The sequence below is a fragment of the Paraeggerthella hominis genome (assembly GCF_021044775.1).
Taxonomy (GTDB): domain Bacteria; phylum Actinomycetota; class Coriobacteriia; order Coriobacteriales; family Eggerthellaceae; genus Paraeggerthella; species Paraeggerthella hominis.
In genome coordinates this window covers 40,170-56,469 of the sequence record NZ_JAJNOQ010000002.1, presented here as the reverse complement: position 1 = coordinate 56,469, position 16,300 = coordinate 40,170, and the positions used below count along the sequence as shown (strand labels likewise).

The following is a 16,300-nucleotide window of genomic DNA, read 5'->3' as shown; positions in this document are numbered from 1 at the left end:
AAATTAGTATGCAAACTAGTTGCTTGACTTTTGACGTGCCTCAAGCTGGGTATTCCGCTCGATTATGCGCCGCGTTTCGAATTGCGCGAGTTCGTGCGAAGCACCCGTTCGCACGCCTCGTTCACCGCGCGCCCTGAAGCCTTGATGGGCACATGGTTGGGCATATTGATCGTTTGTCCATGCATGGTTCAGCTGGGCGTTTCGGGCGGTATCATTTCACACGCGCTGGAACTTGGATTTCGCGGCGCACGAGCCTTCCTCCGACGGGTGAAGGTTGCGAAGGGGCGGCAAAGGAGCTTCGATGCGCATGTTCGATATCTTTAGACGAAGGTCGTGCAGTGCGAGCAAGCCGAAGGCTTTGCCGTGCGATGAGCAGGTGGGGAAGGGTGTCGTTTGCGATTTGGAAGAGCTTTCGCATGCGGTTGGCGTGGAGTTACATGCGCGCTCTCGGGCGGCTGGATCTGCTCAGGATCTGCTGACGCTTTTGGCTCAGAAGACGGAATGCCCTTCCATTGGAAGTTTAGGGGTGGAGCCGTGGAGGGGCCGGGCGCGCGTGCTTATGGGGTCGGTTGCTCATGAGGAGTACACTCCGGCGGCGTTGACGGCGGTTGCGCACGTTCTGTACGCCGAAGCGCTGCGTTTTGATACTGCCGACGAAGCTCATCGGTTTTTCGAGTTGCTTGACACGGTGCTCGGCCAAGCGGATGGCGAAGAAGTCTCGTGATGGCGCGTGCGCTTGGCTTTCGGGTTGAGGCGCATGGCAAGGATGAGACGATCCTGTCAAAACGAACGAGTTTTGCTGGTCCTCGAACCAGGATAAAAGCTACTGGCGGCTGCGTGACCTGGGGCGATGTAAAACGCGTTCGAGGAATGGTTCTCCCAAAGACGGGAAATCGCCGCAAAACTCGTTCGTTTTGACAGGATGGCGCGACGATCCGCGCGGAAGGGCGGGCATTGCGCCGCCGACCGTCGGAGGGGCGGGGCGTCGCGTGCCGAATAGCTGTGGGACCGACTCCTGCTTGCTGGTTCAGGCGCGTTTCTTGAAGCTGACCTCGATGTTGCCGCCTGATGCAAGCTCAAGGCGCTCGTCGTCGCACAATTCCCGTATCAACGGGAATCGAACGGGGTTTGTGCCGTAGACGACCCGGTTGATTTGCTCGATACCGTTTGGGTGGACGAAGTTCTTGGGCTTTGGATCGGTAGAGAAGTAAGTCATGAGGAAAGGGACGTCGAGGGCTGTTGGAGATGCGATTCGGAATCGCAGGTCTCTGCCATGTGCGTTCACTCGATGGGCGGGAGCTTCGCAGCTTCTGATTCCGTGTTTCCGCAGAACCGCCCTTTCTTCGGCAAGGTTGCTCCCGTAGCTTTCCAAGGCGAGTTCGCGATACCCCGGGGCGCAAGAGTCAAGGCGTTCGAACCGATCGACAAGGGCGCCTTTGCCCAGAAGCCGCATGAGGACTTTTGCGGCGTCGGGCATCCTTGAGCCATCCAGCAGCTCGATATAAGGTCCTGTGGAAAAGTAGATGAGGGCATTGATCGGGCTTTTCGTTCTTCCGTACTCGACCGCGAACCCTTCTTTTCGGTATTCTCGAACAGCTTGATCCAGCTGCTCGACTTTCAGTATGAGGTGACTTAGTTTCATAGGCGGCTTTCTTTCTCCAGGGCGCTTTTTGATTCTTGGGGGGGGGTGTTGCAGTGTTGCGGGTTGCTTTGCCTAGGGAATAATTTTAGGGACGGGCGGGTGCGTCTTTTGTAAGTTATACTAGGCTAACAAAAGAATATTGCAAGTAGCTTATCGTGTGCGAACATCCATGCACGAGGGTCGCGGTTCCAATGCTTTGGGCGCGAATCGGTGCCTATGGCAATTTGCGCCGTATGCGAAGCCACATAATGGCTGCCTTCGAACGCGCGACCAGGCATTTCGCCAACGCGCTGTTTCGCGTCCTGCTTTCGGCGCCCGATTTTTTGCCATAGGCCCCGATTCGCGCCTGTGTTTTCAAGGGCGGTCCTCGAGTTAGGATGAAGTGAGCGGCAACCGGGGGTTTTGAGGAGGAGTCGGGCGTGCGCGCCTTGCCGTGCGCCGAGTGCGCGCCGGGCGTGCGCCTTGCGAGCGCCGGGCGAGCTTTCTGAGCCTCCGATATGCATCGGTTCCGCTCATCCTGTCAAAACGAACGAGTTTTGCTGGTCCTCAAACCAGGATAAAGGCTACTGGCTGCTGCGTGACCTGGGGCGATGTAAAACGCATCCCAGAAGCTGTTCCCTCAGGGGCGGAAAATCGCCGCAAAACTCGCTCGTTTTGGCAGGAAGGCGTGGCAAGTCGGCGCTGCGCGACGGCGCAGACTGTCGACGTCCGCCCTGCACGCCGCGCGCAGCCGTCTTGTAGAACCCGCGCGACCTGGGTTGAAGCCAGGCGCGCGCCTTGCGACAGGCGTCATGTGGCCTATCGATGGAATATTCTCTGATATTTTCAGACGAATGGGGAATATAAGGTTATAATTCCCTACATTGCGGGTGTGGCCAAGTGGTAAGGCAAAAGCTTCCCAAGCTTTCATTCGCGGGTTCGAGTCCCGTCACCCGCTCCATAGACTTACGATCCAAGCCTCGGCTTGGATTTTTTCTTATGATAGGAGGTTGCCATGGCTCGCTTCGACACGCTGGTGTTCGACTTGGACGGCACCCTGCTCGACACGCTCCCTGATTTGGTGGTTTTAACGAACGCCGCACTCGGGGAATTCGGCTTTCCCCCGCGTACGACCGACGAGATCCATAGCTTTGTTGGTAATGGGGCACGTGCGCTTATGTACCAAGCTGTTCCCGCCAGCACGTCGCCCGAGCAAGCCGAGGCCGTCATGCAGCGTTGGAAGGATTTGTACCCTCAGATTGGCAACAAGCTTACCAGCCCGTATCCGCACATGATCGAAACCCTGGCCGAGCTCAAGCATCGCGGTGTTCGTCTGGGCGTTTTGTCGAACAAGTTCGATCAAGGCGTCCATGACGTGATCGATCAGCACATGCCCGATCTGTTCAAGGTGATGTACGGAGAGTGCGACCAGATCCCTCGCAAGCCCGATCCCACGGGCCTGCTCCGAACCATTTCCGAACTGGGCTCGACGCCCGACCGCACTATCTACGTGGGGGATTCCCCGGGTGACATCAAGGTGTCGCGCAATGCCGGCACGTTCGCCATGGGCGTTGCATGGGGGTATCATGATGCGGCGCATCTTCAAGAAGCGGGCGCGGATATCGTGATCGAGGATGCGCGAGACTTGCTCAACTTCGTTTAATGTTACAATAGCCACCGCGCCTCCGTAGCTCAGGGGACAGAGCACCGCTCTCCTAAAGCGGGTGCCGCGCGTTCGAATCGCGCCGGGGGCACCATTGGATGCTGCAGGTCATCGGTTTTCAACCGGTGGCCTGTTTTGTTTCAGGGCGAGCGCGAGCCGCCCCGCCGCGCCCACGCGTGCTACCACGCCCGCGCCCACGCGAGCCGCACCGCCGCGCCCGCGCGCACGCGCACCACCGCGCCCACGCCTGCAAGCAAGTTCCCGCTATCTGGCCGTAGCCTTCTTGAACGATGCCGTTACCGTGACCCCTCCAGAGGGATTGCGCGTCATCTTGATGGCGCCCCCATGCGCGTCCATGATGCTTTTCGCAATGGAAAGCCCCAGTCCGTTCCCGCCCGTTTCTCGAGAGCGCGCCTTGTCGGCGCGATAGAATCGATCGAATACCCGACTTAGATCCTCGCTGCTCACTCCCACGCCGTTGTCCGAAACCAGCAGCAGAGCCGACGCTCCGCGTTCTTCGACTGATACTCGAATCGCATCGCCTCCCTCGGTGTATTTGAGCGCGTTGTCCAACAGGATGGCCAGAAGCTGCTGCAGCTTGTCTCGATCGCCTTGCGCCAAGACGTTGTCCGATGTGCGCACGGTTAGCGTTTTTCCCTCAGCCAGCGCCAGATCCTCATAGGCCGCCGCGACGCCGCTTGCCAGAGCGCCAAGGTCAAGCTCGGTCATGTCGGCTGCATTGTCCTCCGCGTCTGCGGTGGTCAGCGCCAAGAGGTCTTTGGTCAGCCGGGACAGCCTTCCCGCCTCTTCGATGGTGATGCTGATGTCTTCGAACTTGTCGATGATCCTAGCGTGAGGCTCTTCCAGCAAAAGCTCCTGCGTCGTACGTATGACGGTGAGGGGCGTGCGCAGCTCGTGCGAGGCGTTCTGAACGAACTCCGTTTGCTTTTCCCATGCATCGGCTATGGGCCGCAGCGTTTTGCGCGACAGCGCGTAGCTGGCGCCCGCGCAAACCAGAAGCGCTATCGATAAGCCGACGATCAAGGTAAACCTGAATTGCTCCAGGATGGCTATCTCCGAATCCACGTTTACGATGGTTTGCAGGTACGCAATCCCGTCCGCGGCGGGCTCCACGCGATAGTTCGCCGCGCGATAATGATGCCCGTTTTTCTCCATGAGGTACGCCGTGTCCAAAACGCTGGGATCGAACGGCAGGGTCTCGAAGAAATTGGGATACGTGGAGTAGATGCCGAACGTATCCATCACGGTTCCGTCGCTTGCGCGCGCAAGTAGGACGGTCTGAGGATTCTCTTCCAGGCTTTCTTCGACTATCTGGCTTTGGGGCGTCTCGCTGGCAACTTCGCCTTGCGCCGGCGGAACCTCGGCCTCTTCTTGCGCCGGGCTTTCGTCGTTCGCGTCGGTTTTCACTTCGGTGCCCGTTGCCAAAGATTGGTCTTCTCCAACGCCGACCATGAGTATTTGCTGGTCGACGGCTCTGAAGATGTTGGCGTTGACCGTTTGGTACACGAATGCGCCTAGCGCGGCGAATATCAACCCGAACACAACAAAGAACAGGGCTGCGTAGCGAATGGACACCCGCTTCATGCGCGCGCTCTCACGCATGGTCGTCCTCGTCCGTTAACAAGTAGCCTACGCCTCGAATGGTTTTCAGGTACGCATCGTATCCGAAAGGCTTGAGCTGCTTGCGGATGGCGCTCACGTATACTTCCACAACGTTTGACGATGTGTCGGAAAGAAAGCCCCATACCTTGTCGAACAGCTGCGACTTCGATATGAGCTGCCCCTGGCGACTGACCAGGTACTCAAGGGCGTCGAACTGCTTGCCCTTCAACTCGATAGGGCAGCCTTCGATTGATGCGGTTCGGTTCGTCGGCGAAATGATCAGCTGCTTGAAACTGAGGTCAGCCGATCCGTACAGTCCCATGGTTCGTCGAAGAATGGCCTCGATGCGCAGCAGCAGCTCGTCTTTGTCGAACGGTTTCACCAGGTAGTCGTCAGCTCCCGTCCTGAATCCGCGCGCCTTGTCGGCAATGGTCCCCTTGGCAGTAAGGATGAGCACCGGCGTGAACACCTCGTTCTTGCGCAGCTTTTCCAAAACTGAGTAGCCGTCCATTTCGGGGAGCATGAGGTCAAGCACGACCAGGTCGTAAATGCCTTCTTTAGCAAAGAAGTAGCCTTCCGCCCCGTCGAATGCCTGATCCACGTCGTAGGTCGAGGAAAGGCATCGCTTGATGGCGTTCGATAGGTTGCGATCGTCTTCGACGATAAGAATCTTCATGGTTCACCCACCTTCAGTTGCGCCCATTCTATCATCGCATCCTTAAACGATCCTGAAGCGGGAGGTGGAGATATCTCCACAGATGAGAGCACGCTTTTTAAGGGTTTTTTAAGGGGCCTTTCGATAGTATGCGCAGCGTGAAGTTGACGGATGCGAAAGAAAGGCATTCCCATGAACGATTCCAAGACTAGCAACGCATACAAGATTCTTGTCGTCATGCTTTCGGTGGCGATTCTGGTAACCGGCGGCCTGCTGCTGGCGAAAACCATGAACAAGGACACGTCGATGACGGCGGTCCCCGTTGGTTCCGCCTCGCTTGGAGGCGGCGATCAAAACGCTTTCACGACCGACGAGGCGTAACCACGGGCTTGGCGGGCGTGGGCCTGCATGATGAACAACGATAGGAGATAGCATGGTAAGGAACGTCGTCAAAGTGGTCGTGGTGGTGGTGCTGTGCGCCGCGCTGGGCGGCCTTGGGTATCTGCTGTACCAGCAGACCAATTCCGCTGCCGTCCCCGAAGGCGAAATGATGCCCACCGGCACGGTTGCCAAGGGCACGGTGGTGAAGCAGGTGAAGGGCACGGGCGAAGTGAAGGCCGCTCAGGTCGAGAAGCTGAAAATGCCCAAATGGCGCTACTTCAAAGACTCCGAGGTGCCGCTGAACAAGGTGATTCCGGCGGGCACCGTGCTGGCGAACTTCACGTACGGGGATCCGTTGGTGGCTCCGTACGACTTGGTTGTTCTGTCCAAGAGCCTTCCGAAGGCCAAGGAAGAAGTAACCGAGGAGCATTACATCGAAGTGGCGCGCGTCAACGCCATGCATGTTGAGTTCGACGTCCACGAAAGCGATCTTTCCACCCTTTCCGAGGGGCAGGCTGCCCAGGTTGTGCTCGGCTCCAACGAAGGTAAGACGTTCGAGGGCAAGGTAGTGAACATCAACCAGGTGGGCACGTACAACTCCACCGGATCGAAGTACAAAGTGACCATCGAGATCCCCAACGACGGCAGCATTCTGATTGGCATGACGGCGAACGTGCGCATCAACGTGGGCGAAGCTGCCGATGTCCTGACGGCGCCGGTGAGCGCTATCGTGGATGCGGGCGGCGGAAAGACCACGGTGCTCGTGCAGCGCGAGGGCGGCATGATGGAGCCTGTCGAGGTTGAGACCGGCTTGTCGGACGGCAAAATTGTCGAGATCAAGAGCGGCCTTAACGAAGGGGACGCGGTCGTCCTGAACGAAGCGGGAGCGGGCGGCGGTGAAATGCCCGGTGAAGAAGGCGCCGGCGCAATGATGCTTCCGGCTGCGGGTTAGGCGCTCTCATGATTTCCATGACCCATCTTACAAAAACCTACCGCATGGGAGACGACGAGGTGCGTGCGCTCGACAACGTGAGTTTCCAGGTGAAGCGCGGGGAGTTCGTTGCCATCGTGGGGCCGTCGGGTTCGGGCAAGTCCACGCTCATGAATATGATCGGGCTTCTGGATTCGCCTGATTCGGGCACGTACTTGCTTGACGGCGAAGACGTTTCCCGCATGTCGGACGATCGGCTTGCCGGCGTGAGGAACCGAAAGATCGGCTTCGTATTCCAGCACTTCAACTTGCTGGGGAACATGAACGCGCGAGAGAACGTGCGTCTGCCGTTGCTGTACCGGGGCATGCGCGTGGCGGAGGCCGACCGTTTGGCGAATTGCATGCTGGAGAAGGTTGGGCTTGCCGGGCGCGAAAAGCATCGGCCAACCCAGCTGTCCGGCGGCCAGCAGCAGCGCGTCGCCATTGCGCGCGCTCTTGCGGGCACGCCCGAAATCTTGTTGGCGGACGAGCCTACTGGCGCGCTTGATTCGCGCACGAGCGTCGAGATCATGGACATGCTCAAGGAACTGAACGCTCAAGGGCAAACCGTGGTGCTGATCACGCACAACCCCGAGCTTGCCCTGGAGGCGAACCGCACTGTGACCATAGCCGACGGCGTGCTGTACGAGGAGGTGAAAGCCGTATGAAATGGGTGCAGATAGCGAAAGAGGCGTTGGGCAACGTTGCGCGCAACAGGCTTCGCACGGCGCTCACCATGCTTGGGCTGATCATCGGCATTTCCTCGGTGATCGTCCTCGTGGGCATGAGCGACGGCTCGAACCGCCAGGTTTCCGAGCGGATGAAGGCGCTCGGAGGCGATGTCATCTCGGCGCTTTTGTTCGAGGCGTCCCTTGATTACAGCGACCTGTCGTCCATATCCGAGCTTTCGAACGTTGCGAAGGTGGCTCCTGCGAAAAACGTGAACGCTTCGGTGAGCGTTGGCGCGAAGCATTCGAGCCGCGCGACGGTGGAGGGGTCTGACGAGCAGTATCTGGCTGCCCGGAACCTGGAACTGGCCGCGGGCCGCAATCTTTCCTCGGTGGATCGCGCCAACAAGTCGAACGTTACCGTGCTGGGCGGTTCGGTTGCTCGCGATCTGTTCGGCACCACCGACGTGGTGGGCCGTACGGTCAAGATCGGCGGCAACGAGTTCACCGTGGTGGGCGTTCTCAAAGAGCAGGGCGCGTCCATGGGCCTCAGCACGGGAAGCGTGGTGATTGTCCCGATTCCCGCCGCGTACGCTTTGGGCGCCGACGGCAAGATCGATTCGGTGTATGTTCGCGCAACGGACGAAAACAGCGTTCAGCAGGTAAAGCAGGCGGTGTCGAGCTATCTGAGGGTCGACAAGAACATCTCGCCGTTCAATTTCGTCGTGAACACCCAAGACGAAATGCTGAACGCGGGCGGCTCCATCAACAAGACCATGACGGTCCTTCTTGCCGGGGTTGCCAGCATATCGCTGCTGGTTGCGGGCATCGGCGTTATGAACGTCATGCTGGTTTCGGTTGCGGAGCGCATCCGCGAGGTGGGCATCAAGAAGGCCCTTGGCGCTCGCTGCGGCGACATCATGTTCCAATTCTTGGTGGAAGCCCTGCTCATAAGCTTGTTGGGCGGTACGCTCGGCATCGCGTTCGGCGTGGGCTTCTGCAAGTTGGCCGAGTTCGTCGGCATGGCCTGCGTGGTTTCCCCGTCCATTGTGGGCATTGCGTTCGGCGCAAGCACGTTTATCGGCCTGGTTTTCGGTATTTTCCCCGCGTACCGGGCTTCGAAGCTGCGGCCTATCGAAGCTTTGCGGCAAGAGTAGCAAGCGGGCGCCCGGATTCCTCCCCCGGGCGCCTTGCTTGGCGCTTAGCGAAGGCGCGCGTGGTCCGCGTCGCTGCGCAGACCGATGGGCGAACGCTTTTTCCTGTCGGCTGGCTTTTGCGTGGTGAGCAGTTCTTCGGGGGTTGTTTCAAGCGCGTCGGCTATCTTCACAATGACGGAGAGCCGAGGATCGGCAAGCCCGCTTTCTATCTTGTTGAGAAACGGGCGTCCTATGCCCAGCATGAGGGAGAACGTGTGCTTGTTTATCTTGGCTTCAAGGCGCAGGCGCTTGACGTTTTCGGCCAGAACATACGAGAGCCTTCCTTCGTCAAACTCCTGGTGAGAAGGGTTATTATGTCCCAAGCCTGAATGCATGAAGAACAGGCTACTGCCAGCCAAGGGAAACGGCGTAACCGCCAGAATACGTTTCTGCACTAATTCGGAAAATGTGCGCTTTGTACCCAGCGCATGCCTATTTTATGGTTGTAATCGATCGATGCTACAATATATGTCATACGCGTCGAATCTGCGGATGCCGGTATATGGACGGTTTGCGAATCGTTTGGGCATCGGGGGGTTCGGGTAGGTTTTGAAGACTGAGGCCCTGGCAGCCGATGCCTTTCGCCGACGGGGAGACGGTGCATGGCTCGTTCTGTACCGCGCTCCGTTCGCGCGAAGGGTCGTTGAGGAGAATATATGGCGCCAAAAAACTCTCGCACCAGCCGTCCCGCGGCCCGTTCGTCTCGCGCTCCCCAATCGGCGCGCGCCGTTCGTTCGGCGAAGGCTGCGCAATCGGGGCGGATTGCTTCTCGGGCTCAAGCGAGCTCGTTTTCCCAGGGCGGTGCGGGCGAGCCCTCTTCGTACGCCGGCTATCGATCGGCTTACACGCCGGGCAGCCAAGGATCGGGCGCGAACGGTGCCTACGGCCGACAAACTGCGGTAAGCCAGTACTCCCGCAACAACGCGTCTTATTCGACCGCATCTTCTCGCAAGTCGAATCGTGGCAAGAAGATTGCGGTTGGCGTGCTCGCGGCGTTGCTGGTGGCTGTTGTGGGCGGAGGAACGGCGTTTGCTTTCTGGATGGACGGCGTCAACAGGCAGCTCAACCAGGGCACCAAGTCCGAATCCGAGCTGAGCGCCATCAGCGATGCGCTGAAGCCGGTCTCCAATCCGGCGTTTACCGAGCCGTTCTACATGATGCTTATCGGCTCCGACCGTCTTGACGACGACCCCTCTGCCGGCGCGCGTTCCGATACCAACATCGTTGTGCGCGTCGATCCCGCCAAAAACCAGGCGACCATGGTGTCCATTCCTCGTGACACGAAAATCGAAATCGACGGATACGGCACGAACAAGTTCAATGCCGCGTACAACTACAGCGGCGCGGCCGGTGCCATCAAAGAGGCCAGCAAGCTTTTGAACGTGGATATTTCCCACTATGCCGAGGTCAACTTCGAAGAGCTGAAAGGCCTGGTCGATGCCGTGGGCGGCGTGGACATCGTGGTGGACGAGCGGGTTGACGACCCCGACGCCGACGGAACGTCCGCGCATCCGGAATGGCCGCGCGTCATCATCGAAGAGGGCGAGCAGCATCTTGACGGCAACCAGGCGCTCGTGTTCGCGCGCAGCCGCGCGTACGTCGACGGCGACTTCACGCGTACGGCCAACCAGCGCAAGCTGATCATGGCGATCGTCAACAAGGTGCTCGCTTTGCCCGTTACGGAGCTTCCGGGCGTTATTCAAAGCGCTGCACAAAGCGTGACCACCGACTTGTCCGTGAACGACATCATTTCGCTGGCGCAGCAGTTCCGCGATGATGGCGAACTGACCATATACTCGGCCATGCTGCCTTCGTACACCCAGTACATCAACGAGGTGTCTTACGTTATCAACGACGCAGAAAAGACTAAAGAGATGATGAAGGTTGTCGACGAAGGCGGCGACCCCAGTGGAATTACGTCTGCTGGCGGCCCCTCCGTTTCGTCGAGCACGTCCAATTCGGGCGGTAGTTCGGGATACGTGGATAACTCCCTATATTACGGAGGGTCCTCCTCAGGCTCGACGAGCAATCAAGCGCCGGCTGCGGGAGGCACGGGCGCGACGGGCTCCGGCACCGGATCGGGGGGAGGCACGGGCGGCGCGGGTTCTTCCGGCGCGGTTGGCGCCGGGGGCTCTGCGGGCACCGGCTCGGGCGATGCGAACGCTCCTGGTGGAGGCGGAGCTTCGGGCTCTGCAGGCGGTTTGGCTGCCTAGCGTGCCTTGTGCGCGGTTTGCGGGGCATTTTGTCCGATGGGGTGTATAATCGCTACAACCTTGCCCCTTCTGGACAGTCGTGAGATGTTGGTGTCGTGAACATGCGGTGGAAATATAAGGGTGTCATGCGGCGACTCGTCGGATGGGATTCGCCGTATTTTTCGCGTACTCTTATTGCGCTCGGCTTGTCTGTAGCGATAGTCGGAGTGGTCATATTCGGCATTTTCAACTCGTTTTCCCGCTTTCTGAATGCCGAATTCGTCGTGATGACAACCGAGAGCATGAGCGACTATACGCTTGCTCAGAAAGTGGAGGTTGAATCTTCCATCCACGAAACGCGCGGCGTTCTTTCGTCTATGCGTGCGCTTGCCGAATCCATCGATCTTGAATCTCAGGGTGAGATGTACGCGACGTACTTGCAGTCGTGGAACGAGAAGGGGCTGTTTCGGGTTGTTTACTCTTCCATAGAGGAATTGGAAGCAGGCTTGGAAGTCAACGTTCTTTGGAAGGACGAGCAGATCGACATTCTTACTCGGCTGAAAGCAGGCCAGTCGGTGGTTTCCGAGGTGCGCAAATCCGAGCGCTACGACGGCTACTATTATAGTGTTGCAGAGCCGGTGGTGAAGGACGACCGCGTGGTTGCCGTGCTGAGAAGCGTGGTCGATGCTTCCACGTTGCTGCAAACAAGCCAGGAGGACACCCAGGTTACGTTGATATCCTCGCTGCTGGTTAAAAAAGACGGATCCATCATTCCCGTGCGCCAAAATACGGAAGGATTGGCCGGGGTCAATCTGTTCGAGCTGCTGGAAGAGCGCGGGTGCTCGCTGCAGGCCGTGGATCAGGTGCGCTCGGGCATTCAAAAAGACAACGAAGTGATAACCACCGTGATCGGCTCCGATGGCGGCTCGACCGTGTTTATGACGATAGCGCCGTTAGGGATCAACGATTGGAACATCGTCAACTTTACCGAAGAGAGCGATCTTGCTCGGCATGCCGAGCATATCCTGGAGGGGACGGTAACAACGGGCGCCTCGCTGGTTGGCGTTGGCGTTGCTGCGTGCGTGATCATGGTTTTTGCGGTGGGCGGCATTCGTCGTCGAGCGCGTCGCGATGCGGAGCGCTATACGGTGCTCGCCGAGTTCTCCGATACCGTGCTGCTTGAATATTCGTACGCGACCGACGTTCTTGAGCTGACGCCGAACGCGCGCGAGGTGTTTCGGTTGGAGGAGCTGTCGGCTCAGTCCTATCTTGAGCGCGGACGGTCTTTGATCGACGTGTGCGAAGATGACTACGACGCTCTAGTTGAAGCGCTTGAAAACCCGCATCCAAGCGAGACGCGCGTGGTGCTGTGCCGCGTTCGGTCGATTTCGGACGAGTATCGCTGGTTCAGCTTCACGTTCCGCTATTTGTACGAGGGGTCGCAGCCGTATCGCGCGGTCGTGAAGATTGTCGATGTCGACGACCAGCGGAAAAAGGAAGAGCGACTCGAACATCGGCTGAGGCTTGACGGGCTGACCGGCGTGCTAAACAAACTTGCCGTTCAGGAGCGCATAGAGGCTATGCTCAACGCAGGTGATCCCGGCATCCTGTTCGTGATCGATGTGGACGATTTCAAGCTGGTGAATGATTCGTACGGTCATTTGGCGGGCGACCGCGCACTTGCGACCATCGCTCGGGTGCTTCGCGAGGTCTTCGATCGGCGCGGGGTTGTCGGTCGAGTGGGCGGGGACGAGTTCGCGGCGTTCGTTTTGTCGGACGACGGGCTTTCCGATGCTCGGGAAATTCAGGCCACTTTGCGCGCACAAGCGAAGGCGGTCTCCCTTGAGATGGGATTCGACTTGGGAATGAGCGTTGGCACGGCGTTTTTCCCGCAGGACGGCAAAACCTACCAAGAGCTTTTCGATGCTGCCGACAGCGCAATGTACGAAGAAAAGCGAGACAAAGACTCCCTGTAGATGAGCGAGGGCGGTGCAGGGCGGGAGGGGTTAAGCCTTGCTTCCGTCGATGTCAAAAGAAAAAGAAGGGGCCGAGGCCCCTTCTTTGCTGCGGTGCGCTATGCGGTGGCGTAACCGTCGGGATTCGTGGACTGCCAACGCCAGCTGTCGGCGCACATGCGGTCCAGATCGTACTGCGCGACCCATCCCAGCTCTTCGCGCGCCTTGTCGCAAGCTGCGTAGTTCACCGCTACGTCGCCTGCACGGCGCGGCTTGATTTCGTACGGCAGCTTCTTGCCGCACGCACGCTCGAATGCGTGCACGACGTCGAGCACGCTCGACCCGGTGCCGGTGCCCAGATTGAAGATGCCCACGCCGCGGCGCGTTCCGTCCTCTGCCGGCGTTCCGGCCAGCGTTCCCGCGGTGCTCGCCTTGCCGGTGCCCACTTTGCCGCCCATCCAATCGAGCGCTGCCACGTGCCCGCGTGCCAGGTCGACTACGTGGATGTAATCGCGCACGCCCGTGCCGTCGTACGTGGGGTAGTCGTCGCCGAACACGCCGACGCATTCCAGCTTGCCGACGGCAACTTGCGCAACGTACGGCAGCAGGTTGTTCGGGATGCCCTTCGGGTCTTCGCCGATCAGGCCGCTCTCGTGCGCACCGATGGGGTTGAAGTAGCGAAGCAGCACGACGTTCCATTCGTTGTCGCCTACGTACAGGTCGGTCAGCACCTGCTCGAGCATGCTTTTCGTCCAGCCGTAGGGGTTGGTCGCGTCGTGCTTCGGGCAATCTTCGGTGATGGGAATGAACTCCGGCTCGCCGTACACGGTGGCGCTCGACGAGAATACGATGTTCTTCACGCCATGGTCGCGCGCGACCTCGCACAGGGCCAGCGTGCCCGCGAAGTTGTTCCAGTAGTATTCGAGCGGCTTTTGCACGCTTTCGCCTACGGCCTTGAATCCGGCAAAGTGGATGATGGCGTCTATCTCGTTTTCCTCGAAGATGGCGGCTAAGGCGCTGCGGTCCAGGATGTTTGCTTCGTAGAATGCCAAGCGATCGTCGTCGGCGGCAAGTCCGGTGATGCTGCGAACGCGGTCGACCGCGACGGCGCTCGAATTGCTCAGGTCGTCGACGATGACCACGCGGTATCCTTGATTCAGCAGCTCCACGCACGTATGGCTACCGATGAACCCGGCGCCTCCCGTGACGAGCACGCAAGTTTCCTCGTGGCTCTTGGCAAGGTTCCTGTTCGCCATGGCTGTCTCCTCTCCCGTGGATGAGCGCGTGCGCATCCGTTCAGTTCGTCTTTCGTGCGAGGCGTTGCTTTCTCGCATGTTCATAATACCAGCTTGCGGGCGTGTTTTTCCTCGAACCCGCCAAAGCAACATGCCCTTGTTGTGCCGCTGCCGTGCTGGCGGCGGAATTGTCGGCGTCGGTTGTGCGGCGAGCTCTTCCTGGGAAAGCCCCTTTGCCTTCCGGAGAGCCTTGATGCTTTCGTCTAACATAGGGCGGCCCCTTTTTGCTGTTCGTTGTCTTTTGTATTGGTTGCAAATTTCCGTTGCCGCAGGCGGTACGAGTTGGCATTGCGCCACGGCGCCGGATGTTGCGGAGTTCTTCTTCGTAGGAGGTATCGTTCTGTTGTGCTGAATTGTACTATCAAGCTTAATATGCAATAATATTCAGCATAGATGTACATTTTGGAAAGAGGGTGGCCATGATCTTAGTCGAGATTGCGAAAGGCCAGAACGGCTACGTGTCCGCATCGCAGGCGACGGCCGCCGGTATCCCCAGGAGGAAACTCGCCGAGGCCGTTGGCAAGGGCGAGCTGGTGCAGATCGAGCGCGGTCTCTACGCACTCCCGGAAACCTGGGAGGACCCCTACCTCGTCGCTCAGTATCGGTTCGCTCGCGGCGTCTTCTCCGATGACGCGGCACTGTTCCTGCACGGCATGACCGACCGTGCGCCCTTCTTCCTCACCATGACATTCCCAAGAGGCTACAATGCCACGCCTGCCAGGGAGGCGGGGATAGTCTGCCGCACCTGCGCCGACGAGGTGCTCGAACTCGGACTCACGGAGCTCACCACCCAGCACGGCAACGTTGTCAGGGCCTACGACCTGGAGAGGACGCTTTGCGACCTGGTCAGGGGCCAAGGCACGGTGGACTCGCAAGTTGTCACCCCGGCGATGCAGGCTTATGCGAGAAGCCCCGAACGAGACGTTGCGAAGCTCGTCGAGTATGCCCGCAGGCTCGGTGTCGAAAGGAAGATCCGCACGTACCTGGAGGTGCTGCTGTGAGGACGAAAAACGCGATGCAGCTCAAGGCCCGCGTGAACAGCATGGCCAAGGAGGCGGGCATCCCCGCCCAGGCGCTTATGCAGAACTACCTCCTGGAAAGGCTGCTCGAACGCCTTTCCAGATCGGCGTGGAGGGACAACGTCGTCATCAAGGGCGGCGTGCTCATCTCGTCCCTTGTCGGCGTCAGCTCCAGGACCACCATGGACCTGGACACGACGGTCAGGGGATTCGCCCTCACCCACGAGTCCGCGGAGAGGGCATTCCGCGAGATCATGGCGGTCCAGGCGGACGACGACTGGGAGTTCGAGTTCGACAGGACCGAGGACGTTCGCGAGGCCGACGACTATCCGGGCGTCCGCGTGCACCTCAGGGCAAACTACGCGCCCATGTCCGTTCCGCTGACGGTCGACGTTACCACCGGGGACAGGATCACGCCAGATGCAGTGGAGTACAGCTATCCGCTGCTGTTCGGGGAGGGCGAGATCAGCCTGATGGCATATCCGATCGAGACCGTGCTCGCGGAGAAGCTCGAGACCGTGGTCTCCCGTGGCGTCGCCAACACCCGCCCGCGCGACTTCTACGACGTCCACGTTCTACTGGGTGCCAAGGGCGACGATGTCGACATGGAGACATTGGGGGATGCCCTGGCGTCGACTTGCGAGAAGAGGGGCAGCCAAGCTGCTATCGTCCGCTGGGCCGAGGTGCTCGACGATGTCGCCGGCGACGCGGCCATGCTGGCGCAGTGGGCGAAGTACGTGAGGAAGAACCCATACGCTGAAGGAATATGCCTCCGGGAGTGTTGCGAGACGGCGAAGAGAGCTCTCGCCGTGCTCCGCGCCAGCCCCCGAGGCTAAAAGCATGCGAGATGGTATCCGCGTCGACATTCGCGGAAAGACCAACATGGGAACAACCGGGCGCTTTTGCATCGGCCGAGGAAATGAGGGCTTCTCTTCGTATCGGCGAGGAAGGCGACACTCGATTCGTTTTTCCTAACCAATGCTCCCGTTTTGCTTGTTTTCTTGCAGCTGCGACTATCCCCCGAAAAAGGGCCAATCGCGCGTTTTCCCAGGTGCCCCCTCA

General features: G+C 59.3%; 15 protein-coding genes and 2 tRNA genes. 12 read left to right on the top strand and 5 right to left on the bottom strand.

Annotation, left to right across the window (positions count from 1 at the left end):
• Positions 1-301 precede the first annotated feature (301 nt).
• Entirely contained in the window at positions 302-724 is a 423-nt protein-coding gene (locus LQE90_RS02500; RefSeq protein ID WP_216529181.1) for a hypothetical protein, read from the top strand.
• Positions 725-1,027: 303 nt separating this feature from the next.
• Here the strand turns inward: LQE90_RS02500 and LQE90_RS02495 are convergent, their stop codons facing one another.
• Positions 1,028-1,642, bottom strand: a complete 615-nt coding sequence (locus LQE90_RS02495; RefSeq protein WP_216529182.1) for a VOC family protein — start codon at positions 1,640-1,642, stop codon at positions 1,028-1,030.
• An 865-nt stretch (positions 1,643-2,507) separates the two neighbouring features.
• On the opposite strand from LQE90_RS02495, the gene LQE90_RS02490 reads away from it, so the two are divergent.
• The 3 genes from LQE90_RS02490 (at position 2,508) to LQE90_RS02480 (ending at position 3,378) form a co-directional block, all read left to right on the top strand.
• Positions 2,508-2,582 (top strand) — tRNA-Gly (locus LQE90_RS02490).
• Positions 2,583-2,636: 54 nt separating this feature from the next.
• Positions 2,637-3,284 carry an HAD family hydrolase gene (locus tag LQE90_RS02485; RefSeq protein WP_216529183.1) on the top strand — a complete coding sequence of 216 codons (648 nt, stop codon included), beginning with the start codon at positions 2,637-2,639 and terminating at the stop codon, positions 3,282-3,284.
• Positions 3,285-3,302: 18 nt separating this feature from the next.
• Positions 3,303-3,378, top strand: a tRNA-Arg gene (locus LQE90_RS02480).
• A 170-nt stretch (positions 3,379-3,548) separates the two neighbouring features.
• Here the strand turns inward: LQE90_RS02480 and LQE90_RS02475 are convergent.
• Together LQE90_RS02475 and LQE90_RS02470 are read right to left on the bottom strand one after the other, a co-directional pair.
• Positions 3,549-4,907, bottom strand: coding sequence for a sensor histidine kinase (locus LQE90_RS02475; protein WP_216529184.1), 1,359 nt, complete (start codon positions 4,905-4,907; stop codon positions 3,549-3,551).
• The gene (locus LQE90_RS02470; RefSeq protein ID WP_216529185.1) at positions 4,900-5,583 is read right to left on the bottom strand and encodes a response regulator transcription factor; all 684 of its coding nucleotides are present in this window, start codon (positions 5,581-5,583) and stop codon (positions 4,900-4,902) included. The genes LQE90_RS02475 and LQE90_RS02470 overlap by 8 nt, the downstream gene beginning before the upstream one ends.
• Positions 5,584-5,754: 171 nt before the next feature.
• On the opposite strand from LQE90_RS02470, the gene LQE90_RS02465 reads away from it, so the two are divergent.
• The 4 genes from LQE90_RS02465 to LQE90_RS02450 are packed head-to-tail and all read left to right on the top strand — an operon-like array spanning position 5,755 to position 8,738.
• Positions 5,755-5,943, top strand: a complete 189-nt coding sequence (locus LQE90_RS02465) for a hypothetical protein (protein WP_147269858.1) — start codon at positions 5,755-5,757, stop codon at positions 5,941-5,943.
• Between the two features lie 52 nt (positions 5,944-5,995).
• Complete coding sequence (locus tag LQE90_RS02460; protein ID WP_114566639.1) at positions 5,996-6,895, top strand: efflux RND transporter periplasmic adaptor subunit; 900 nt, start codon at positions 5,996-5,998, stop codon at positions 6,893-6,895.
• Positions 6,896-6,903: 8 nt separating this feature from the next.
• The gene (locus LQE90_RS02455; RefSeq protein WP_114566638.1) at positions 6,904-7,581 is read left to right on the top strand and encodes an ABC transporter ATP-binding protein; all 678 of its coding nucleotides are present in this window, start codon (positions 6,904-6,906) and stop codon (positions 7,579-7,581) included.
• The gene (locus tag LQE90_RS02450) at positions 7,578-8,738 is read left to right on the top strand and encodes an ABC transporter permease (RefSeq protein ID WP_216529186.1); all 1,161 of its coding nucleotides are present in this window, start codon (positions 7,578-7,580) and stop codon (positions 8,736-8,738) included. The genes LQE90_RS02455 and LQE90_RS02450 overlap by 4 nt, the downstream gene beginning before the upstream one ends.
• A 44-nt stretch (positions 8,739-8,782) precedes the next feature.
• Here LQE90_RS02450 and LQE90_RS02445 read toward each other — a convergent pair whose 3' ends face one another.
• Entirely contained in the window at positions 8,783-9,100 is a 318-nt protein-coding gene (locus LQE90_RS02445; RefSeq protein WP_181792541.1) for a helix-turn-helix domain-containing protein, read from the bottom strand.
• Positions 9,101-9,433: 333 nt separating this feature from the next.
• Between LQE90_RS02445 and LQE90_RS02440 the strand changes: the two genes are divergently transcribed.
• Positions 9,434-10,990 (top strand): LCP family protein, encoded by a 1,557-nt coding sequence (locus tag LQE90_RS02440; RefSeq protein ID WP_216529187.1) that lies wholly within the window; start codon positions 9,434-9,436, stop codon positions 10,988-10,990.
• A gap of 185 nt (positions 10,991-11,175) precedes the next feature.
• Positions 11,176-12,945, top strand: coding sequence for a GGDEF domain-containing protein (locus LQE90_RS02435; protein ID WP_231088171.1), 1,770 nt, complete (start codon positions 11,176-11,178; stop codon positions 12,943-12,945).
• Positions 12,946-13,043: 98 nt separating this feature from the next.
• Here LQE90_RS02435 and galE read toward each other — a convergent pair whose 3' ends face one another.
• Positions 13,044-14,180, bottom strand: a complete 1,137-nt coding sequence (gene galE, locus LQE90_RS02430; RefSeq protein ID WP_216529189.1) for a UDP-glucose 4-epimerase GalE — start codon at positions 14,178-14,180, stop codon at positions 13,044-13,046.
• A gap of 458 nt (positions 14,181-14,638) precedes the next feature.
• Between galE and LQE90_RS02425 the strand changes: the two genes are divergently transcribed.
• Positions 14,639-15,220 carry a type IV toxin-antitoxin system AbiEi family antitoxin domain-containing protein gene (locus tag LQE90_RS02425; RefSeq protein ID WP_231088170.1) on the top strand — a complete coding sequence of 194 codons (582 nt, stop codon included), beginning with the start codon at positions 14,639-14,641 and terminating at the stop codon, positions 15,218-15,220.
• A complete protein-coding gene (locus LQE90_RS02420) occupies positions 15,217-16,074 on the top strand; it encodes a nucleotidyl transferase AbiEii/AbiGii toxin family protein (protein ID WP_216529190.1) in 858 nt (285 codons plus the stop codon). Before LQE90_RS02425 ends, LQE90_RS02420 begins: the two co-directional genes overlap by 4 nt.
• Positions 16,075-16,300 lie beyond the last annotated feature (226 nt).